This window comes from Sphingomonas sp. LY54, assembly GCF_035594035.1.
GTDB lineage: Bacteria > Pseudomonadota > Alphaproteobacteria > Sphingomonadales > Sphingomonadaceae > Allosphingosinicella.
On the sequence record NZ_CP141588.1, the window covers coordinates 2,195,221 to 2,215,395 of the forward strand.

The following is a 20,175-nucleotide window of genomic DNA, read 5'->3' on the forward strand; positions in this document are numbered from 1 at the left end:
TCACTGGATCGATTGCGTTGCGCCTTGCTGCTGCCCTACCAACCGAACGAAGGCGGCGCTGAAGCTGCTTTTACCGGCGAAGCGTCGTCGCTCATGGATGAGAACGGCATTTCGCAAAGGGATCGGGTGGGCAGCCGCCCTTACTTTAGGGGACACGCAATGAGATCAACTTTCCGTCAGCGCCTTTTGGCGTCGACCCTGATTATCGGGGCGTCCGCGTTCGCGGCGCCTGCCTATGCGCAGGACGACCAGAGCGAAACTCCGGTGCAGAGCCAGACCGAAGCCGATGCGGCCGGTTCGGGCGAGGGCATCGTCATCACCGGTTCGCGCATTCCGCGGCGCGATCTCACCTCCTCCAGCCCGCTCACGGTCGTGCAGGACGAAGAGTTCACGCTCTCCGGCGCCGTCAACGTCGAGCAGGTCATCAACACCCTCCCGCAGGTCGTTCCCGGCGCCACGGCGTTCTCGAACAACCCAGGCGGCGGCGTGGCGACGCTCAATCTTCGCGGTCTCGGCTCGCAGCGCAACCTCGTCTTGGTCAACGGCCGTCGTTACATCTTCTATGATGCCAACCAGGTCACCGATCTCAACACGATTCCGCAGTTCCTGATCGAAAGCATCGACGTCGTGACCGGCGGCGCCTCGGCCGTGTACGGTTCCGACGCACTCGCCGGCGTGACCAACTTCCGTCTTCGCGGCGATCTCGATGGCCTGATGGCCGGCGGTCAGTACAGCATCACCGGTGAAGGCGACGGTCGCCGCTACAATGCCTATATGGCGCTCGGCACGCAGTTTGCCGACGGCCGCGGGCATCTTGCGGTGTACGGCGAATATTATAATCGCGGCGACGTTTTCCAGGGCGCTCGCGACTTCTCGCGCTTCGCACTGGCTGACGGCGACACCAGCCTCATTCCGGGCGGCTCGGCCGGCGTTCCCCAAGGACGCTTCGTCGCTCCGGGCACGATCACGGTCGGCGCTCCCGGCTCGATCGGTGGCGCCAACCCGAGCTGCGGCGGCACCGGCAATCCGCCCCGGAACGCGGGCTGCTTCGACATCGGCGCCGGGACGGCGTTCCCGGGTGGCGGCGCCTTCTTCGGCACGCCGGGCGTGGCTCGGCCCTACAATGGCGCTACCGACGCATTCAACTACGCGCCCGACAACTACCTGATGGTCCCGCAGGAGCGCTGGACGATCGGCGGCTACGGCGAATATGAAGTGTCCGAAGGCATCACCGCTTATGGTGAGGTCGTCTTCATCAACAACCGCGTCGAGAACGAGCTTGCCGCGACGCCAATCACGCAGAACGTCAACTTCAACCTCAATGCGGCCTGCGCCAACGTTAACGCCGCGACCTGCACCCAGCTCCGGACGATCGCTGCAAATCAGCAGGCTGCGATCGCCGCCGCTGCTGCCGGTGGTGTGGCGAACCCGTTCCCTGGCTTCACGGCCGGCGCCGGGACCTTCGGCGCCCTCCAGCCGACCGAAGTCCGGTTGCAGCTCAACACCCGCGTGAGCCAGATCTCCAACCGTAACGTCGCCGACGACCGGAATGCTTTCCGGACGCTCATCGGTGTTCGCGGCGATCTGACCGAGTCGCTGACCTACGATGCTTATTATTCGTATGCTCGCACTCGTAATGCCTCGATCCAGGCGGGCAACGTGTCGCGTTCCAACCTGACCAGGCTGGCCGCGGACGGTACCTGCAACTTCTTCGGCGCGAACCAGCTGAGCGCCGATTGTATCGACGGCATCTCGATCCTCGCGCAGAATACCGACATTTCCCAGCTCCAGGTTGCGCAGGCCAGCCTTGCCGGCTCGCTCTTCCAGACCCCTTGGGCGACGGATTCGATCGGCTTCGCGGCCGGCGTCGAGTGGCGCAGCATGGGCGGCCAGTTCATTCCCGACACCGCTCTGGCCTCGGGCGACGTTGCTGGCTTCAACGCCGGCGATCCGACCGAAGGCAAATATGACGTCAAGGAAGTGTTCGGCGAGCTTCGTCTTCCGCTCGTCCAGGACAACTTCATCCACCGGCTCGAGTTGAGCGCAGCAGCGCGCTACTCGGACTACTCGCTTGAGAACGTCGGTGGTGTCTGGGCCTACGCGGCAGGTGCCGAATTCGCTCCGGTCAGCGACATCACGTTCCGCGCTCAGTATCAGCGTGCGGTCCGTGCACCGAACGTCCAGGAACTGTTCGGCGGTCAGTCGGTCGGCTTCCCGGCGGCGACCGATCCGTGCGCACTGGCGTCGGCGGCAACGAACGCGACTGTTCGCGCTCTCTGCGTCGCCACGGGCGTTCCGTCCTCGAACGTCGGTCAGTCCTTCCTTCAGCCTAACCCGCAGATCGAAGGCACCTTCGGCGGCAATCCGCTGCTGCAGGAAGAAGTCTCGGACACCTACACCGCTGGTGTGGTCCTCCGTCCGCGCTTCATTCCGCGCCTCAACATCGCAGTCGATTGGTACGATATCACGGTCGACAACGCGATCGCGGCGGCCGGCGGCGGCGTCGGCGGCGTCCTGAACCTCTGCTACAACGTCATTCAGGACGCGACGAGCCCGCTCTGTCAGGCGATCACGCGCGACCAGCAGGGCTCGATCTCGGGCGGCGGTCAGTTCATCGTCCAGGCGAACAACGCGAACCTCGCGCAGCTCTCCACGGAAGGCGTCGACTTCCAGATCGATTACAGCCTCCCGCTGGCCTTCGGCCTCGCCGGAGCCGATGAATCGAAGCTGAGCTTCTACTTCCTCGGCAACTACACCCGGTCGAACAACTTCGTGCCGACCGTCGGTGTCGACGAAGTGATCGAGTGTGGCGGCCGCTTCGGCAACCAGTGCGGAAACCCGACGCCGAAGTGGAAGTTCGCGAGCCGCGTGTCCTGGCTCGACGGCCCAGTCACTTCGACTGTCCGCTGGCGCTATGTCGGCAAGACTCGGGACGACGATGATGATACGGATTACATCGTCGAGAACCTGAAGTCCTACAACCTGTTCGACCTGGCGTTCTCGTTCAACGTGGGTGACCACCTGACGCTGAACACCGGCGTGAACAACATCTTCAACAAGAAGCCGCAGCTGATTGGCGACAATCAGGAGCAGGCCAATACCTATCCGAGCGTGTACGACGTGCTTGGGCGTGACTTCTTCGTCTCGGCCTCACTTCGCTTCTAACGCGACGACTATCGAAGGGCGGCAGACATTGTCTGCCGCCCTTTTTTTTGTGCGCCGTTCATGGCAGGGCCTCGGGGAGGCACGAGGGCCAGGATCGCGATGGAAGGCGCATTGCCGAGATGAGTAGTCAGTCGTATCGGCTGAACCCGAAGCTGGATGCCGACGCTCTGCGCACGGCTTTTGCGAGCACTTCGCGGCTTCATGTTCCCGAGTTTCTCGAAGCCGCCGACGCCGAGCGCCTTTATGCGTTCCTGCGGGGCAGCGCCGCCTGGCGCCTGGTGATCAACCAGGAGAGCAAGCTGTTCGAGCTCGATCGCGCAGCGCAGGCGGCAATGACGCCCGAAGCCCGCCAGGAGCTCGACCGCGCGATCCATGCGTCGGCCCGGCACAATTTCCAATATTGCTACGAAACGATCCGTGTCCCGGACTCGGAGGAGGAGCGCGGCGCGCAGGCAGACGAGTTGAGCCGCTTCGCCTCCTTCATGTCTTCGCCCGAGGTCGCGGGCTTCCTGCGCCAGGTGACGGGCCGCAACGAGATCGCATTCGCCGACGCGCAGGCGACCGCTTACGGTCTGGGTCATTTCCTGACCGCGCATGACGACGAAGTCGCCGGCAAGCAGCGTATCGCCGCTTACGTGTTCAACCTCACGCCGAAATGGCGGATTGACTGGGGTGGGCTGCTGGCCTTCCACGATGCGCGCGGTCATGTCGCGGAGGCGTACACCCCGTCCTTCAACGCGCTGAACCTGTTCAGCGTGCCGCAGCCCCACAGCGTCACCATGGTAGCCCCGTTCGCCGCGTCGCGACGTTATTCGGTCACCGGGTGGCTCCGTAGCCGGCAGGGACAGGCCTGAGCCGCCAAGCGGGATCGCCCTGTCTCTCCCACACCGGCGAATTTGCTGCTAATCCTGCCCAGACCAAGCCTTGAGGAGCGCATAGCGTTGTCGGAAGTCATTCCCCTGTTTGAGCTGAACCCCGCGCTTGATGTCGCGGCGGCGGCGAGCAGGTTCACCCGCGACGGCCGGACACAATTGCGCGACTTCCTCGATCCGCGCGCCGCGCGAACGATCCAGCATGTCCTCGCTGCGGAAACTCCGTGGGGTCTCGCCTGGCGGGCAGGAGACGATGGCCCGCACATGCTTCGCCGCCAGGAGCTCGCGCAGACCAGCGCGGAACAGAAAAGCGAATTATGGCGGCGGATTTCCGGAGCCGTGAGCGGCCAGGACTATGCCTTTCTCTATTCGCAATATCCGATGCTCAACGCCTATCTGGAGCGCTGGGGCGAGCATCCGGCGCTGGATCTGCTGGTCGAGCATATTAATGCCGAACCGCTTCTCTCGCTCGTCCGCGAAATCACCGGCATGCCTCAACTCGTGAAGGCCGATGCCCAGGCGACGCTCTACGCGCCGAACCAGTTCCTGTCCCTGCACGACGACAGTCACGTCGCGGAAGGATGGCAGGTCGCCTATGTGATGAACTTCTGCTCCGAGGACTGGAGGCCGGATTGGGGCGGCTATCTGATGTTCTACGACGAGGAGGGCGACGTCATCGGGGGTTTCAAGCCACGCTTTAATTCCCTGAATATGTTCCGCGTGCCGCAGAAACACAACGTAACCTACGTGCCGCCCTTCGCTCCGGTCGGGCGCTTTGCGATTACCGGCTGGTTCCGGGACCGCTGACCGCGCCGTCGAGAACGCCGCGCAGGAGCCAGGCAAGCGGCTGTCCCGTCGACCGTTCCGGAACGGTGGATATTACGATCTCGCCAAATCCGGCCTGAACCAGCTGCCGCGCGGTCTCTTCGATGCGGGATCGGTCGTGCGCTGCGCGGCCGAGCAACGCGATCCGCTCTGCTTCGCCGCGCGCGCTCCGCTCGAGTTGGTCGAGCAAGGCGCCGGCACCGCCCGGCGTCCGTTGGCCGCTCTCGAGCCGCTGCAGGATGCCCGTCACGATCTCGGCCGCGACGCTCTGGGCCGGATAACGCTGTCGGGCTTCGTCGATGCCGGCACGGAACGAAGCCGGGATCGGCAGGCCCAGTGCCATTCCGTGGGTCGCGAATGTCTTCGCCCGCTCCAGATACCCGCCCGGCATTAGCGGCCACAGCAATGCCTCTCGCCTCGCCAGATTGTGCGAGACAATCGGACTTGCGCTGTGGTGAATCAAGAAAAGCAGGTGGCCTCCGGGCTTCACCACCCGGGCAATCTCGATGCTGGTCGCTTCGGCATCGCCATATTCATATCCGAACTGGCTAACCGCGGCTTCGAAGCGGTGCGCCGGAAAAGGCAGCTTCCGCATGTCGATTCCCGACAGCAATTTCGTGCCTTTTGGCGACGGAGGCAGGGACGGCGCTGAATCGATGCCGGTCAGCTTCAGGTCGCTGCGCGTCCCCGCCATCCACGCCAATACGATCCCGCCGCCCGTCCCGACATCGAGCACGCTCGCGCCTGTGGGGAGCTTCCGGGCAAAGCCTTCCCAAACGGCCCGCTGCGCCGCGTCCACCACATCGCTTCGTTGCGGCAGGCATCCGGCACCTTTCCGTCCGCCGCCGTCGGTCCAAAAATGCTGCCACGCATTAGGCTTCTCTCGCTCGCGGCTCATAGGGCGATATCGAAGGCTGCGGTCAGCCGCTCGCCGGCGGCGAACGGCCGCGTGCCGTGGTAGAGATAGCTCGGGAACAGCGCCAAATGACCCGGCACAGGCCGGATACGGGACAGCGGCTCCAACGTCAGATCAAGATTGGCGGGCGGGCCGCCCACCTCCAGCCAGCCTTCGAGAGGCTGCGCTTCTGCAGGCACCACGAGGTAGCAGGCCGAGGAAAGCAGACCGTTCGGGTGAAAATGCGAGACGTGGAAGCCGCCGCCAATCAGCCGAACCGACCAGGAGCCGGCGAAACGCGGCGTCTGCCCGCAATGCCGGCGGAGCGGGTGTAGCGGGTCGCGGGGGGCCAGCCGTTCCCAATATTGCCCCACCGACTCCGTGACAGCCTTTTTCAGCATCAGGATTTCGGGCTCTTCGCGTGCGAAGAGGCTGCCGCGCGTCTGGGTGCCGCCCCGAACGGACTGGCCGATCGGGTGCGATCGGGTGCGGTGAAGGCTGCGCAAGCGGTCCGCGATCGCATCGACTTGCGCCGCGTCGAGCGCGAGAGGCGTCGCGGTCACGAGTTCGCTGGCGTTCAGCCAATCTGCCCGAGAATCGCCGACCAACCGCCACACCAGTCCGGTCACGGCCCAGGCGCCGATATCAGCGGGATTCTCTTCGCGCGCCTGGTCGGCGAAACGGGCCGCTCCCTCATAGTCGCCGATACGCAGTCGGTGCCGCGCCTCCAGCGCGCTTCGCCCCGGGAGGGTGTCGGGGAGTCTATCGAAAAGCTGTGTCGCACGCTCGATCTGGCCGGCTTCCGATGCCTGAAACGCCTCCAGCAACGACAGTTCGTCGTCTGCTGCCAATATGGATCGCGCTTTCAAGGCGGCATCGGCTGCTTCCGCGGGAAGATCCGCCGCTGCAAGCGTGCCGGCAAGGGTCGTCCACAAGGCGCGATTGTGGGGATTGGAGGCTAAGGCCTGCTCCATATCGCGGGTAAAATCGCGGCCCTCGCCGGCTTCCCAGCGCATGCGCGCCAGAGTCGAATGGCCTATAGACCACGTCGGATTCGCTCGCACCGCGGCGGCGAGCAGCGCGATCCCCTCCGGATCGCCTTCTGCCTCGAGCGCCTGCGCAAGACCAAGCAGAATCTCGTCATCTTCCGGGCGCAGCGCCCGGGCCCGGCGGTAGAAGGTGACGGCGTCTTCCTCGCCCCGCTCCAGCGCAACGCGTGCCCGCCCATGGAGAGCCGAAAGGCGCGCGGGTTCCACCGCCAGCGCCGCGTCATAGGCCGCGGCGGCTTCCGCCCGCCGATCGAGCGCGCGCAAGACGCTCCCCCGCGCGGCCAGGAATCTAGCTTCGCGCCGACTCGCCAGCAAATGGTCGAGGTCGGCAAGCGCTTCGTCGAGGCGACCGAGCTTCTGAAGCACCAGGGCCCGGTTGTAGCGCGCCTCCGTGAAATGGGGTTGGGCTGCAAGCGCCCGCTCATAATGCGCGACGGCATCGTCGAGGCGGCCGATATCTCCGAGCAGGTTCGCCAGGTTGTTGTTGATCTGCGGATCGGCCGGAGCGAGCCGGTGCGCCCGCTCCAGGCTCGCCTTCGCAGCGTCGATCACCCCGCGCTTCTTCTCGACGAGGCCGAGCAGATGAAGAATGGCCGGATGGTCGCCGGCGAGCCGCTGTACCTGGACGAGGTCGGCTCGAGCCGTTTCTAACTGGCCGGCCGCGAATGCGCGCTCGGCCCGCGCGAAGAGTGCGTTGATGTCGATTCCGCCCATGCGTCGTGAATGGCCGGTGCCCGGTCGCCTGTCCAGCCGCGGCGCCCGGCGGATCGCTCGTCGCCTGGCGCACTCTCGGATTTGCAGCATGTCGCCCCCCGCCTTTTCCTTCGCCCGAGCTTGCCGGTCGGCCGCGGACCTTGATGGTCCGTGCGCAGGGAAGACCGACGGAAAGCTCTGCTCGATCCCGGCGAATCTGCTCCCCGGTCAGCCAATCGGACGATGCTTGGAAGGCGGCGTCCCGGGTGAGCAGCCGCTACGCGCCGCGAGCCCCAACGGCACTCCCCAAAAAAGTCACTCTGCTCGGTGCGACGGATGCCCGGCGATTTGAGTCCCATATGGCTGTAAGTATTTGCTTCATCGGGGCAATTTCGAGTCAACCTGACGAAACCCACATTATCGAAAACTGTGGCAAAGGGGCCACATGTAACTTTCGTTATATGACATGTCGGTTACCCGCAGATTGCTGCGGCTCCGCGGCGCGGCCTAGGCCTTGCCCCGTCGCGCGATCATCGAGCCGGCCCGGCTGGGGCGCGCGTGAGCAAGTGTCATAAGGAAACTTAAGTACATGACTATCCGCGTCCGTCAGCAGTTGCTGGCGTCCACTCTTCTGCTCGGCATGGCCGCCTATGGCGCGCCGGCCTTCGCCCAGGCAGAAACCGAAGCCCCCGCCGCCGAGGCGAATGAAGAAATCGTCGTCACGGGTTCGCGCATTGCGCGTCCGGACATCGACTCCAACGTCCCCGTTGCTGTCATCGGCGCCGCCGAGCTGCAGCAGGACGCCGCAGTCAACATCCAGGACACGCTCAACGAACTGCCTCAGGTCGGCGTCGGCAACAGCCGCACCAACTCGAACTTCCTCACGTCGGGAACCGGCGTTTCCACGATCAACCTGCGCAACCTGGGTTCGAGCCGCACGCTCACCCTGGTAAACGGCCGCCGCTTCATCGCGGGCTTCGCGGGCGATTCCGCGGTCGACGTAAACAACATCCCGACCGATTTCATCGAGCGCGTCGAGATCGTCACCGGCGGTGCCTCGGCCGTCTACGGTTCGGAAGCCATTGCCGGCGTCGTCAACTTCATCATGAAGGACAAGTTCGAAGGCATCCAGCTCCGCAGCCAGTACAACATCACCGAAAAGGGCGATAACGCGCGCTACTTCGGGAGCCTGACTGCCGGCACCACCTTCGGCGCCGACGACCGCGGGTCGTTCCTCGGCAACATCTCGTACGACAAGGACGAGGGCCTCTATTCGCGCGATCGCGCCATGTCGTCGCAGGATTGCGGCGTCATCAGCGGCCGCGTCACCTGCGGCCCGGCCGCTTACAGCGCATTCTCGCCGCAGGGCCAGTTCATCCTGACCCGTCCCGACGGCACGCTCGACGAGGCCGGCGGCACCTACACGTTCGACCGCAATAACAACCTGGTCACCGGCTATCCGGCTGGCTCGGGCTTCAACCGTAACGCGGTCCGCCGCATCGCGGTGCCGGTCGAGCGCATCCTCGTCAGCACGATCGCCAAGTACGAACTGACGGACAATATCGAACTGTTCGCCGAAGGCACCTATGCCAACGTCAAGTCGAACGCTGCTCTCGAAGCGTCCGCTCTTGGCTTCGGTCGCGTCTCGAATCCCGACGGTCCGGCCTACAGCCTCGACAACCCGTTCGTCCCGGCCGCCCTGCGCGCGGTCATCGACGCTCGCAATAGCGACGCGGACGCGACCAACGATGTCACGAGCATCAGCGCGCGCCGCCGCTTCAACGAAGTGTTCGACCGCAGCAACAAGGCCGAGCGCAATACCTACCGTATCGCGACGGGTATCCGCGGCGACATCGCGAACGACTGGGATTACGAGCTCAGCTACGTCTACGGTTACATGAAGGACTCGAACTCGTCCGAGACCATCGACAAGAACCGGCTCGCCAACGCGATGGACGCGGAAGTCGCCCCGGACGGCACGATCCGCTGCCGCAGCGCCGCGGCCCGCGCCGAAGGCTGCGCTCCGATCAACCTGTTCGGCTTCAACACCGCCAGCCCTGAGGCCTCGGCCTACGTTCAGGCGGTGGTACCGAAGAGCCAGGTCATCACGAACGAGCAGCAGATCCTCTCGGCTTCGGTGTCTAACAGCAGCCTGTTCTCGCTCCCGGGCGGGGATGTCGGCGTCGCTTTCGGCGCTGAATACCGCAAGGAAAAGAGCGTCGATGACCTCGACATCCTGACCAACACGGGCGGAAATACCGGCAACCTGATTCCGGACACCCGCGGTCAGTTCGATGTCTGGGAAGTCTTTGCTGAAACCAATGTGCCGCTGCTCAGCGACATGCGTTTCGTCAATTATCTCGGCCTCACCGGTGCGGTCCGTTATTCGGACTATTCGACCATCGGCAGCGTCGTCAGCTGGAACGCTGGCGCCGAGTATGAGCCGTTCAAGGGCCTTCGCTTCCGCGGTGTCTATGCCCAGGCCAACCGTGCTCCGAACATCTCCGAGCTCTTCTCGGCGCCGTCGGAGACCTTCGCGTCGGTCAGCGATCCCTGCAACGGCGTGACTGCCGCCAGCACCGGCGTCTATGACGCAGCTTGCCGGAGCATCCCGCAGGTTGCCGCCGCGATCGCGGCAAACGGTTCGTTCGCTTACACGTTGGGCCAGACTCAGGGCATCAACGGCTTTGTGGGCGGCAACCAGAACCTGAAGGAAGAAACCGCGAAGACGCTCACCCTTGGTGCTGTCTTCACGCCTCGCTTCCTGCCGGGCTTCAGCCTGTCGGCCGACTATTTCGACATCACGGTCGACGACGCGATCAACACTATGGGCCGTCAGCTCTCGATCCAGCAGTGCCTGCTGACTTCCAGTCCGATCTTCTGCGACCAGATCCTCCGGAATTCGCAGACCGGCCTGATCGAGACGGTGAACGGGCAGCTGATCAACGTCGCTCAGATGAAGACCAAGGGCGTCGACTTCGCGCTCCGCTACCAGCGTCCGCTGGGGCTGATGGAGGACGATCGTCTCGGTCTGACCCTAAACTACACCTACCTGATCGACCACAAGACGCAGGCTAACCCGTCGGCTCCTGTGATCGATTACGCCGGTGAAGCCGGCCTGTCGGAGCACAAGGCAACTGGCCGCGTGACCTACAAGACCGGAGCCTTCACCGGCAGCTGGCAGGTCAACTACATGAGCGATGCGGTTTCGAGCGCGATCTTCACGCACGCAAACCCGGACATCGTGGCGATGAACAAGATCGACTCGTACTTCTACCACGATCTCCAGTTCCGCTGGGACGTGGGCGAAGACCGTCGCTTCGGCTTCTATGCCGGCGTCGACAACGTCTTCGACAAGAAGCCGCCGTTCCTGCCGAGCCCGCCCTTCAACAACTCGGTGACCGGTACGGAAACGCAGGCAGACGTCTACGATCCGTTCGGCCGCCGCTTCTATGCGGGTGTGCAGGTCCGCTTCTAAGCGGTCCGGCCACGGCCAAAGAAAGAGGGGCAGAGCTTCGGCTCTGCCCCTTTCTTTTTGTGCTCGCGATGCGGTCCGCGAGAAGCCGGATCAGCCGGCCTTGAGCAGCAAGGCGCCGTCGCCTTCTTCGACGCTGACGGTGGTGCCGTCGGGCACCTCGCCGCGCAGGATCATGTCGGCGAGCGGGTCCTGCAGATATTTCTGCACCGCGCGCTTCAGCGGCCGCGCGCCGTAGACCGGATCGTAGCCGACGCGGCCGAGCCAGTCGCGCGCGCCGTCGGTCAGCGCCAGCGTCACCTTGCGGTCGGCGAGCAGCGCCTGGACGCGGCTGACCTGGATGTCGACGATCGGGCCCATGTGGCTCTGGCCGAGCCGGTGGAACAGGATGATTTCGTCCAGCCGGTTCAGGAATTCGGGGCGGAAATGCGCCCGCACCACGTCCATCACCTGGGGCTCGACTTCCTCCACCTTCTGCCCGTCCGTCATCGACGAGAGATATTGGCTGCCGAGGTTCGAGGTGAGGATGATGATCGTGTTCGCGAAATCCACGGTGCGGCCCTGGCCGTCGGTCAACCGGCCGTCGTCGAGCACCTGGAGAAGGATGTTGAACACATCCGAATGCGCCTTCTCGACCTCGTCGAACAGGATGACCTGATAGGGCCGGCGCCGCACCGCCTCGGTCAGCACGCCGCCTTCCTCATAGCCAACATAGCCCGGCGGCGCGCCGATCAGCCGCGCGACGCTGTGCTTCTCCATATATTCCGACATGTCGATCCGCACCATTGCGTGGGGATCGTCGAACAGGAAATCGGCCAGCGCCTTGGTGAGCTCGGTCTTGCCGACGCCGGTGGGGCCGAGGAAGAGGAACGAGCCCAGCGGCCGGTTTGGATCCTGCAGGCCGGCGCGCGAGCGGCGCACCGCCTTGGCGACTGCGCGGACGGCATCCTCCTGGCCGATCACGCGCTTGCCCAGTTCCTCTTCCATCTGCAGCAGCTTGGCGCGCTCGCCCTCCAGCATCCGCTCCATCGGAATGCCGGTCCAGCGGGCGACGACCGAGGCGATGTCCTCGGGAGTGACTTCCTCGCGCAGCATCGCGCTCTCTGTCGCAGCCTCGGCATCGGCAAGGGTTTTCTCGAGCCGCGGGATGGTGCCGTAGGCAAGCTCGCCGGCCTTGGCGAGGTCGCCGGCGCGCTGCGCTTGCTCCAGCTCGGTACGGGCCTTGTCGAGCTCGTCCTTGATCCTGGCCTCGCCCTGCAGCTTGTCCTTCTCGCCCTGCCAGCGCGCGGTAAGCGTGGCCGACTGCTGCTCGAGATTGGCGAGCTCCTCCTCGAGCGCGGCGAGCCGGTCCTGCGAAGCCCGATCCTTCTCCTTCTTCAGCGCCTCGCGCTCGATCTTCAATTGGATGATGCGCCGGTCGAGATTCTCGATCTCCTCGGGCTTCGATTCCACCTCCATGCGCAGCCGCGACGCAGCCTCGTCCATCAGGTCGATCGCCTTGTCGGGGAGGAAGCGGTCGGTGATGTAGCGGTTCGAAAGCGTCGCGGCGGCGACGATCGCGCCGTCGGTGATGCGCACGCCATGGTGCAGCTCGTACTTCTCCTTCAGCCCGCGCAGGATCGAGACCGTGTCCTCGACGGTGGGCTCGCCGACGAACACCGGCTGGAAGCGCCGCTGCAGCGCCGGGTCCTTCTCGACATGCTTGCGATATTCGTCGAGCGTGGTCGCGCCGATGCAGTGCAGTTCGCCGCGGGCAAGCGCCGGCTTCAGAAGGTTCGACGCGTCCATCGCGCCTTCGCCCTTGCCGGCACCGATCAGCGTATGCATCTCGTCGATGAACAGGACGACCTCGCCCTCGGCGCCCTTCACCTCGTCGAGCACGCCCTTGAGGCGCTCCTCGAATTCGCCGCGATATTTGGCGCCGGCGATCAGCGCGCCCATGTCGAGCGCCATGACGCGGCGGTCCTTGAGCGTGTCGGGAACGTCGCCATTGGCGATGCGCAGCGCCAGCCCTTCGGCGATCGCGGTCTTGCCGACGCCGGGCTCGCCGATCAGCACCGGATTGTTCTTGGTGCGCCGCGCCAGCACCTGGATGGTGCGGCGGATTTCCTCGTCGCGGCCGATCACGGGATCGAGCTTGCCGTCGCGTGCCGCCTGGGTGAGGTCGCGCGCGAACTTCTTCAGCGCGTCATAGCGGTCCTCGGCCGATTGGGTGTCGGCGGTGCGGCCGCCGCGCAGTTCGTTGATCGCCGCATTGAGGGCATCGGGCTTGAGCCCGGCATCCTGCAGCGCCTTGCCGGCATCGCTCTTGGACATGGCGAGCGCGAGCAGGAGCCGCTCGACAGTGACGTAGCTGTCGCCGGCCTTCTGGGCGATCTGCTCGGCCTGGTCGAGGACGCGGATGCTCTCGCCGTCGAGCGCCGGCGCCGCGCTGGCGCCGCTGCCGGAGACGGCGGGGATCTTGGCGAGCGCTTCGTCGGTCTCGCGCAGCGCCGCTGGAGCGCTGCCGCCGGCGCGGGCGATTAGGCCCGAAGCCATGCCCTGCTCGTCCTCGAGCAGAGCTTTCAGAAGGTGGGAGGGTGCGATGCGCTGGTGGTTCATCCGCAGCGCCACGGTCTGTGCCGCCTGCAGGAAACCACGGGCCCGGTCGGTAAACTTCTCGAGGTTCATAGCTGCCCCTGTTGCTGTTCAGGCACCATGTAGTGTTGCTGTTGGGCAACACAAGATGGCCTCACATATCGCCCCCCCAGTAACATCGGACGCGTGGGCGATGATCCCTGCGTTTCAGCGGCCGGGCCGGTATTTTCGTTCGGTCCGCCCCTCCAGTTCGTCCGGGTAGAAATAGACTTCGCGCAATCCGCCCTTCGCGTAGATCTCGGCCTGGTCGTTGAAATGGGGCGATTGGGGATCGCCGCTTTCGCCGCCGGCGGAGACCGCCTTGGCTTTCACCTTGTCGCCGAACTCGACCACCGCGACGAAGCTGTTGCCGAGCGTGCCGTAATAGCGCTTGGTGCCGGGTTGGCGGCGGGCGCCGAACGAGGCGAGCGAGCCCCATTGCGCCGAGGTGAAGCCGACCGGGAGGCTCGGCGCCTTGTCGTCGAACGGGTGGACGATGTCGCCGGTCAGGCGCTGGAAGCGGTTAATCTCGCCCCAGGGCGTGCGCCAGCTACCGAAATCCTGCTCCAGCCGGTCGGAAGCGGCGGCGAGCGCCTGCAGCTTCTGCGCGTCGGTGGTGCGATCCGCGACGTAATCGTAGACGTTGACGCCCAGCCTTTTGGCTTCCGGTCCGGCATCGACCCACATCGCTTCGCCCCAGAAGACGGCAAGCGAGGTCGGTTCGGACTGGACCGACCAGCGATAGTCCCAGCCGCGCAGCAAAGCGATCCGGTCCCTGAGCTTCGCCTTGAGCGGGTCGGACGCGGGCGCCCGGTCCCAGGCCTCGATCAGGATCGGGATCAGCCGCGCGAAAGCGGGGAGATAGGGATCGTAGGCCGCGTCGATCAGGCCCTGGAGGGTGAAGTCCTTCTTGCCCTCGAGCACGCGGATGGCGTGGAGCCCACGCGGATTTTCGCCGAACATGTCCATGTAGCGCGGAAAGGCGGCCTGCTTCGGGCTGTTGGGCCCGGCCGCCGAATAGGGCCAGTTGTTGGTGTTCATGATCCAACCGGTGCCCGGGTTGAGCAGCCGCGGCGCTTCGTCGAGCGCGTGGAGGCCTCTCCAGTCGGTGGCCGGGTCGCTGCCGTCGACGGGCTTGGTGTAGTCGAAGCGATTGTCGCGGACGGGGATGAACTGCGGGTGCAAATAGGCAATGTTGCCGTCCGCGTCCGCGAAGATCGTGTTGTTGGACGAATTGGCTTTGAGCTCGGCGACCTTGAGGAAGGAGCGATAGTCCTTCGCCTTGGTACGCAGAAAGGATTGGCTCAGCGCCTCGACCGGCTTGTGCATCAGCGCCATGCTGACCCATTTCCCGCCGTCCTCGCGGACGATCGGGCCGCGATGGGTGCGGTAGACGGTGAAGCTGCGACTCGCCATCGTGCCGTCGGCGGTGTGGTACGGCACCGTCACCGTCGATGTCGTGATTGGGCGCAGCTCCTGGCCGTAACGATAATGGGGGCGGCCATCCTTCTCGGCGATCGTCTCGAGGAACTCGTCGACCACGTCGACGCCGCTCGACGTGTGCATCCAGCCGGTGCGCTCGTTGAAGCCCTGGTAGATGAAGAACTGGCCCCAGGTCGACGCGCCATAGGCGTTCAGGCCTTCGTCGCTGGTCACCTGCTGCTCGGCGCGGAAGAAGAAGCTCGTGTGCGGATTGATCAGCAGCAGCGCGTTGCCGCCGGTCGTGTTGGACGGCGCAATCGCGAAGCCGTTCGAACCCGAGGGCTCGCGGAAGCGCGCGCCGGTCTCGTCGGCGGTGAGGGCGACCGGACGCTTGTCGTAAAACGCCTCCAGCTGGCTGAGCGAGACCTTCTCGATGTCGCCGCCGATGCTGCCCTCGCTGAAGCTCAAAGCCATCCACGGCTCGAAGCGGGTGATGACGCGGGGCTTCACCTCAGGATGCGTCGCCAGATAGTAATTGAGCCCGTCCGCCCAGGCGGTCATCAGCGACTTCAGCCAGGCGGGGCTCCTGGCATAGCGCGCCTTCAGGTCGTCGGGCTGGATGAAGAGCTTCATCCGCAGGTCCTGCCAGATCGCCTTCTCGCCCTCGGCCTCGGCGAGGCGGCCCATGGCGTTTATGAAGTTGGTCTCGACGCGGTTGAAGTCGTCCTCGGCCTGGGCATAGACCATGCCGAACACCGCATCGGCGTCACTCTTTCCCTTGATATGGGCGATGCCCCAATTGTCGCGGGTGATCGTCACCCGCTCCGCCTGCCGTTCCCACCGCTGCGTGTCCGCCTTCGAAGGGACGGCCGCCGCGGCCGGAACCGAGACGAGCAACAGGACGAGCAGGACGAGACGGCGCAGCGACGTCGACGCGACGGGCGGGAAGGGCATTGAACAGGGCTCCTGCAGGACATGGCGCCGGACGGCGGCGCGACGTTGCCATGGCAGGCCCGCCCAAGTCGAGCCTCAGGGTTGCTTCGGCGGGAAACGGGGCAGCCGTGAAGAGATGAACTCTCCTCACGGCGCTCCGCGTCGCTCATTCGGGATGCGGCGGCGAACCGAGGCAGAAGCCGACCGAATCCTTGTTGTAATTGTTGCCCTGGCCGCTGTTGACGTTGGTGCGGTCCGAGGCGTGCAGCACCAGGGCGTAGCCGCACGGCGACATGCCCGCGGTATCGAGCGCGAAGCCCGTGCTGATGCCCGGATCGGGGATCGCCCCGGCCAGGTAGAGGCTGCGTCCCGACGCGGGCGCAGGAAGCACGCCGGCGGCCGGCCCGGGCGGCAGGATTTCGAAGCTGAATGCGCCGAAATGCGGGTCGGTGACGCTGAACGTGCCGTTGAACACCGTATTCTCGTCGAAATGCGCGCAATCGCCGCCGACCAGCGTGAACGCGAGCGTTACGGCTGGCGCCTCGTTGTCGATCTCAACGGTGACGACATTGCTCTGGATGTCGACGAACGGGTTGGACGGATCCTTGATGTCGACGCGCAGCTCGTAGACGTTGCCATGCTCGCCGGCTCCGGTCCGCCACACCGCCAGGATGTTGCTCTCCACATAGTGGTTCGCCGAATAGTCCTGGTAGTCGTAATAGCCGTCCGGCGCGGCGTGCTGCGTCGTGGACGTGATGACCGGTCCCGGCGTTACGATCGTCATCGGGATGCCGTTGGGTTCCAGGTTGAGCGGCAGGAAGGCGCCTCCGCCTTGTGGGCGGATCATGACGCGGTATCGCGTGCCGGCATTGCCGTTGACGATCTTGCCGGCCAGATTGATGCGGCCGCCGAATGGCGCCTGGTTGAAATAGGCGCCGGTCGAAATGGCGACCGCGTCCTGCGCCAGCCCGGCGCTGTCGATCTTGCTGACCGGGATGCTGCCGACCGACGAGAGCAATGGCTCCGCCTTGTCGCCGACCTCGCGGCCGGGCGCGACATGGATGACCGTTTCCAGCCGGTTGCCCCAGACCGGCGTCTTGTCGGGCGAGCTGCAGGGTATCTTCACCTGCCACGACAGGATGGCCCGGATCGGGATCAGTCGCGGGCCCTTTTGACACGGTATTCGGTAGCGGATCAGGTTGACCGGCAGGTGGACCGCGAACTCGAGCCCCGTGCGGGGGAATCTCGCGATGTCGTAGACGCGGACCTCGGCCGTGCCGAGACAGGTTTCGAAGGTGCCGTTATTGTTGAGGTCGGCCCAGAAGGTGACATATTCGCGGCTGCCCGATGTGCACGGGCCGCCCGAGAAACCGGTCGGCCGTTTGACGCGGACGACGCCGACCATGCTGTCGTCTTCCGGGTCATAGCCGATGCACTCCAGTTCCTCATAGGTCGTGTTGCCATCGCCCGGGTCGAGCAAGGCAACCAGGTCCGGGAGGTTGGCGTCGATCGCCCCGAGCGTGAACGGCTGCTTCGACAGGGGCGAGCCCGGCGGCAGCCCGGCGGTTATCGCGCCGTGGCTGAGCAGGCTGTGCAGTTGCGGCAGCGCGTAGCGCTTGGGAGGGACGTCGCTCCCTTTGTAGAGCTTCTGCAGAGCCTCGACCGACAGCGCCTTGGGCTGCACGGCGACCGAGGACTCGAGGTCGAGCGCCTCGATCAGCTCCGGCGCCGGCTGGACCTTGGTGACCTCGAAGAGATCGTGGATCCGCCACCGCCGCAGCGGCTCGACCAGGATGTTGGTTTCATGGACGTTGCCCCAGAAAGGCGGCCAGTCCGGCATGTTGGCCGGCGGCGGCACGCTCCAGGAGAGGATCGCGCGGATGATGACGATCTGCGGCCGCAGGCAAATGCGCCGCCGGAAATCGGTGCGCCGCGTCGCCGCATATTCGAGCCGCGCGCGACCTTCGGTGCCCTCGGGAATGTCCCATACGGTGAAGGCCGAGAGGCCGAGATCGGTCCACGTCCCCCCATCGTCCCACGACGCGTAGAAACGCACGAACTCCTGGGACCCGTCGGTGCATAGTTGCCCGCCATAGCCGCTCGGCTCGTTGATGTAGACGACCGCTTCGAGCCGCTCTGTCTGGGGCTGGTAGCCGACGCAGCCGAGCTTTTCGAAGGTGGTGTTGCCTTGCAGAGAGACCCCGCCCTCGAACGCGCGCTTCGACTGGTCGTGCAGGAAATGCGGGTCGCTCAGGATCTGGGCGCGGAAGCGGCGGCGCAGGTCGATCAACCGCTTGATGTCCGACGGTCCGGCGGAGGGTGTCTTGGTAGCCATGGCGATCTCCCGTCGTGCCGAAGCACGGCTCATGACGAGTGGAGTAATCGCCCCCTAAGGCCCCAAATTTTACGCCTCGGCCGGAATCGAGTCGAGGAACAAGAACATCCGATTTAGTCGGTTCTTGGCGCGAGAGAGCGCGGCATAAACGCACCGGCCGCGCCCGGCCCCTGCACGTTCGGGCAAGGGCGGGGCGTCGCCGGGCTTAGCGCCCAGCCTTGGGCTGGCCGGCGGCGAAGGTGTCGCCGAAGAAGTTCTTGGCATACCAACGCGGCGCCTCGTCGGCGTCGGCGATCTCGCGGGCGATCAGATAGTTGATGCGCGCGAATTTGGCGCCGGCCTGCCAGTCGATCGGCTGCTTCAGATCGTCGCTGACCTTGTGATAGTTGGTCGACAGGAAGCCGGTGAACTGCTTGTCGCCGCCATTGCCGAAGCCGGTCATCAGGAACACCGACGGCACGCCCTCCTGGACGAAGCGGTAATGATCGGAGCGGACGAACAGATTCTCCTGCGGCAGCGGATCGGCGGCGAGCGCCACGTTCATCTGCGCGCCGGCGCGCTTCACGATCGGGCCCAGCGTCGAATGTTCGGCGCCGAAGGCGATCACGTCGGTGAAGTCGTAGAGCAAGACCGGCATGTCGAGATTGACGACGCCGACCAGCTTGCCGTCGCCGATCACCGGATGCTTGGCGAGATATTGCGAGCCGAGCAGCCCCTTCTCCTCGGCGGTGACGGCGGCGAACAGGATCGAGCGGCGCGGCCGCTCGCCGGTCTCGGCCATGGCGCGGGCGACCTCGAGCATGGTCGAAATGCCCGTCGCATTGTCCATCGCGCCATTATAGATCTTGTCCGCGCCCTCGCGCTTCGGATTGACGCCCTCATGGTCGAGGTGGGCCATCAGCAGCACATATTCGCCGGCGAGCGCCGGGTCCGCCCCGGGCAGGATGGCGACGACGTTCGGGCTGGTCGCCTTGGCGACCACGCTCTGGCGGTCGACCTTGATCGAGCGCTTCAGCGCGAACCCCTTGGGCTTGGCGCCGTCCTTGTCGGCCTTGGCCAGCACGGCCGCGAGCGGCGTCTTGGCCCCGGCGAACAGGGCCTCGGCGGCGGGCGTGTCGAGCGTGAGCGTGGCGCGGATGCCGGGGGCGCTGCTGAACGGCTGGCCGTCGGTGCCGACCCAGGTCATGCTCGCCTCGCGCGACGACTGGGCCATTTCCGTCCAGGGCCGCCGCTTCTGGTCGGCGAGCGTGCGCAGATAGACGACGCCGATCGCGCCGCGCTCCTGCGCCATCCTGGTCTTCTGCGAATTGAGGTGGGCGGCCAGCTCGCTCGGGGTGCCCTTGGGGAAGCCGCTCAGCAGGGCGACGACCTTGCCCCTGACGTCGAGGCCCGCATAATCGTTGAAGCCCTGGGCCGGGGCGTCGATGCCGTAGCCGGCGAAGACCACCGGCGCTTCGAGGCTCTGGCTCGGCTCGCGCGCACTGGCGCCGATCGACAGATGCTTGCCATTCTCGAAGGTCTGGCCGCCGATCGTCACGGTCGCGGGCGTCTCGCCGAGCTTGTAGGTGACGAACGGCACCGGCTGATACCAGCCGTCCGCGCCGGCGGGCTTGAGTCCCAGGCCCTCGAACTGCGTCGCGACGTACCGGGCGGCGATGTCATAGCCGCGCGTGCCGGTCTCGCGGCCTTCGAGCAGATCGTCGGCCAGGAAGGCGACGTGCGAGCGGAATCCGTCGGCCGTGAATTCGGGAGCGGCCTGGGCGAACGACACGGCCGACATCGATACCGCGGCCATTGCCGCCATCAGTTTTAAACGCATGGGATCCTTCGAATAGGGTTCGGGGCGAAACCTATATCTCCAAGGCCCCTTGTCCAGCCCCTTGGCGTATTGCGCC

Annotated in this window: 10 protein-coding genes; 4 read left to right on the forward strand and 6 right to left on the reverse strand. The window is 65.4% G+C overall.

Annotated elements, in window-relative coordinates:
• Positions 1–24 precede the first annotated feature (24 nt).
• The 3 genes from SH591_RS11060 (at position 25) to SH591_RS11070 (ending at position 4,844) form a co-directional block, all read left to right on the forward strand.
• A complete protein-coding gene (locus tag SH591_RS11060; RefSeq protein WP_324749168.1) occupies positions 25–3,165 on the forward strand; it encodes a TonB-dependent receptor domain-containing protein in 3,141 nt (1,046 codons plus the stop codon).
• Positions 3,166–3,284: 119 nt separating this feature from the next.
• Positions 3,285–4,019: a 2OG-Fe(II) oxygenase gene (locus tag SH591_RS11065; protein ID WP_324749169.1), complete on the forward strand. Its 735-nt coding sequence runs from the start codon at positions 3,285–3,287 to the stop codon at positions 4,017–4,019.
• 87 nt (positions 4,020–4,106) lie between these two features.
• Positions 4,107–4,844 (forward strand): 2OG-Fe(II) oxygenase, encoded by a 738-nt coding sequence (locus SH591_RS11070; protein WP_324749170.1) that lies wholly within the window; start codon positions 4,107–4,109, stop codon positions 4,842–4,844.
• Here the strand turns inward: SH591_RS11070 and SH591_RS11075 are convergent.
• Complete coding sequence (locus tag SH591_RS11075) at positions 4,819–5,760, reverse strand: class I SAM-dependent methyltransferase (protein ID WP_324749171.1); 942 nt, start codon at positions 5,758–5,760, stop codon at positions 4,819–4,821. The two genes, SH591_RS11070 and SH591_RS11075, sit on opposite strands and share 26 nt — an antisense overlap.
• Positions 5,757–7,520 (reverse strand): tetratricopeptide repeat protein, encoded by a 1,764-nt coding sequence (locus tag SH591_RS11080; protein WP_324749172.1) that lies wholly within the window; start codon positions 7,518–7,520, stop codon positions 5,757–5,759. Before SH591_RS11080 ends, SH591_RS11075 begins: the two co-directional genes overlap by 4 nt.
• A 568-nt stretch (positions 7,521–8,088) precedes the next feature.
• Between SH591_RS11080 and SH591_RS11085 the strand changes: the two genes are divergently transcribed.
• The gene (locus SH591_RS11085; protein WP_324749173.1) at positions 8,089–10,977 is read left to right on the forward strand and encodes a TonB-dependent receptor domain-containing protein; all 2,889 of its coding nucleotides are present in this window, start codon (positions 8,089–8,091) and stop codon (positions 10,975–10,977) included.
• Between the two features lie 90 nt (positions 10,978–11,067).
• Here SH591_RS11085 and clpB read toward each other — a convergent pair whose 3' ends face one another.
• The 4 genes from clpB to SH591_RS11105 all read right to left on the reverse strand — a co-directional run bounded on the left by clpB (position 11,068) and on the right by SH591_RS11105 (position 20,099).
• Positions 11,068–13,644, reverse strand: coding sequence for an ATP-dependent chaperone ClpB (gene clpB, locus SH591_RS11090; protein WP_324749174.1), 2,577 nt, complete (start codon positions 13,642–13,644; stop codon positions 11,068–11,070).
• Positions 13,645–13,758: 114 nt separating this feature from the next.
• Positions 13,759–15,966, reverse strand: coding sequence for an acylase (locus SH591_RS11095; RefSeq protein WP_324749175.1), 2,208 nt, complete (start codon positions 15,964–15,966; stop codon positions 13,759–13,761).
• Positions 15,967–16,111: 145 nt separating this feature from the next.
• Positions 16,112–18,280 carry a YggT family protein gene (locus tag SH591_RS11100; protein WP_324749176.1) on the reverse strand — a complete coding sequence of 723 codons (2,169 nt, stop codon included), beginning with the start codon at positions 18,278–18,280 and terminating at the stop codon, positions 16,112–16,114.
• Between the two features lie 205 nt (positions 18,281–18,485).
• A complete protein-coding gene (locus tag SH591_RS11105) occupies positions 18,486–20,099 on the reverse strand; it encodes a M28 family metallopeptidase (protein ID WP_324749177.1) in 1,614 nt (537 codons plus the stop codon).
• Positions 20,100–20,175 lie beyond the last annotated feature (76 nt).

What these genes read in the sequence shown, in the direction of transcription:
- SH591_RS11065 (WP_324749169.1), top strand. Translation starts at nt 3,285, where the DNA reads ATGAGTAGTCAGTCGTATCGGCTGAACCCGAAGCTGGATGCCGACGCT.
- SH591_RS11075 (WP_324749171.1), bottom strand. Translation starts at nt 5,760, where the DNA reads ATGAGCCGCGAGCGAGAGAAGCCTAATGCGTGGCAGCATTTTTGGACC.
- SH591_RS11080 (WP_324749172.1), bottom strand. Translation starts at nt 7,520, where the DNA reads ATGGGCGGAATCGACATCAACGCACTCTTCGCGCGGGCCGAGCGCGCA.
- SH591_RS11085 (WP_324749173.1), top strand. Translation starts at nt 8,089, where the DNA reads ATGACTATCCGCGTCCGTCAGCAGTTGCTGGCGTCCACTCTTCTGCTC.
- clpB (WP_324749174.1), bottom strand. Translation starts at nt 13,644, where the DNA reads ATGAACCTCGAGAAGTTTACCGACCGGGCCCGTGGTTTCCTGCAGGCG.
- SH591_RS11095 (WP_324749175.1), bottom strand. Translation starts at nt 15,966, where the DNA reads ATGCCCTTCCCGCCCGTCGCGTCGACGTCGCTGCGCCGTCTCGTCCTG.
- SH591_RS11100 (WP_324749176.1), bottom strand. Translation starts at nt 18,280, where the DNA reads ATGGCTACCAAGACACCCTCCGCCGGACCGTCGGACATCAAGCGGTTG.
- SH591_RS11105 (WP_324749177.1), bottom strand. Translation starts at nt 20,099, where the DNA reads ATGCGTTTAAAACTGATGGCGGCAATGGCCGCGGTATCGATGTCGGCC.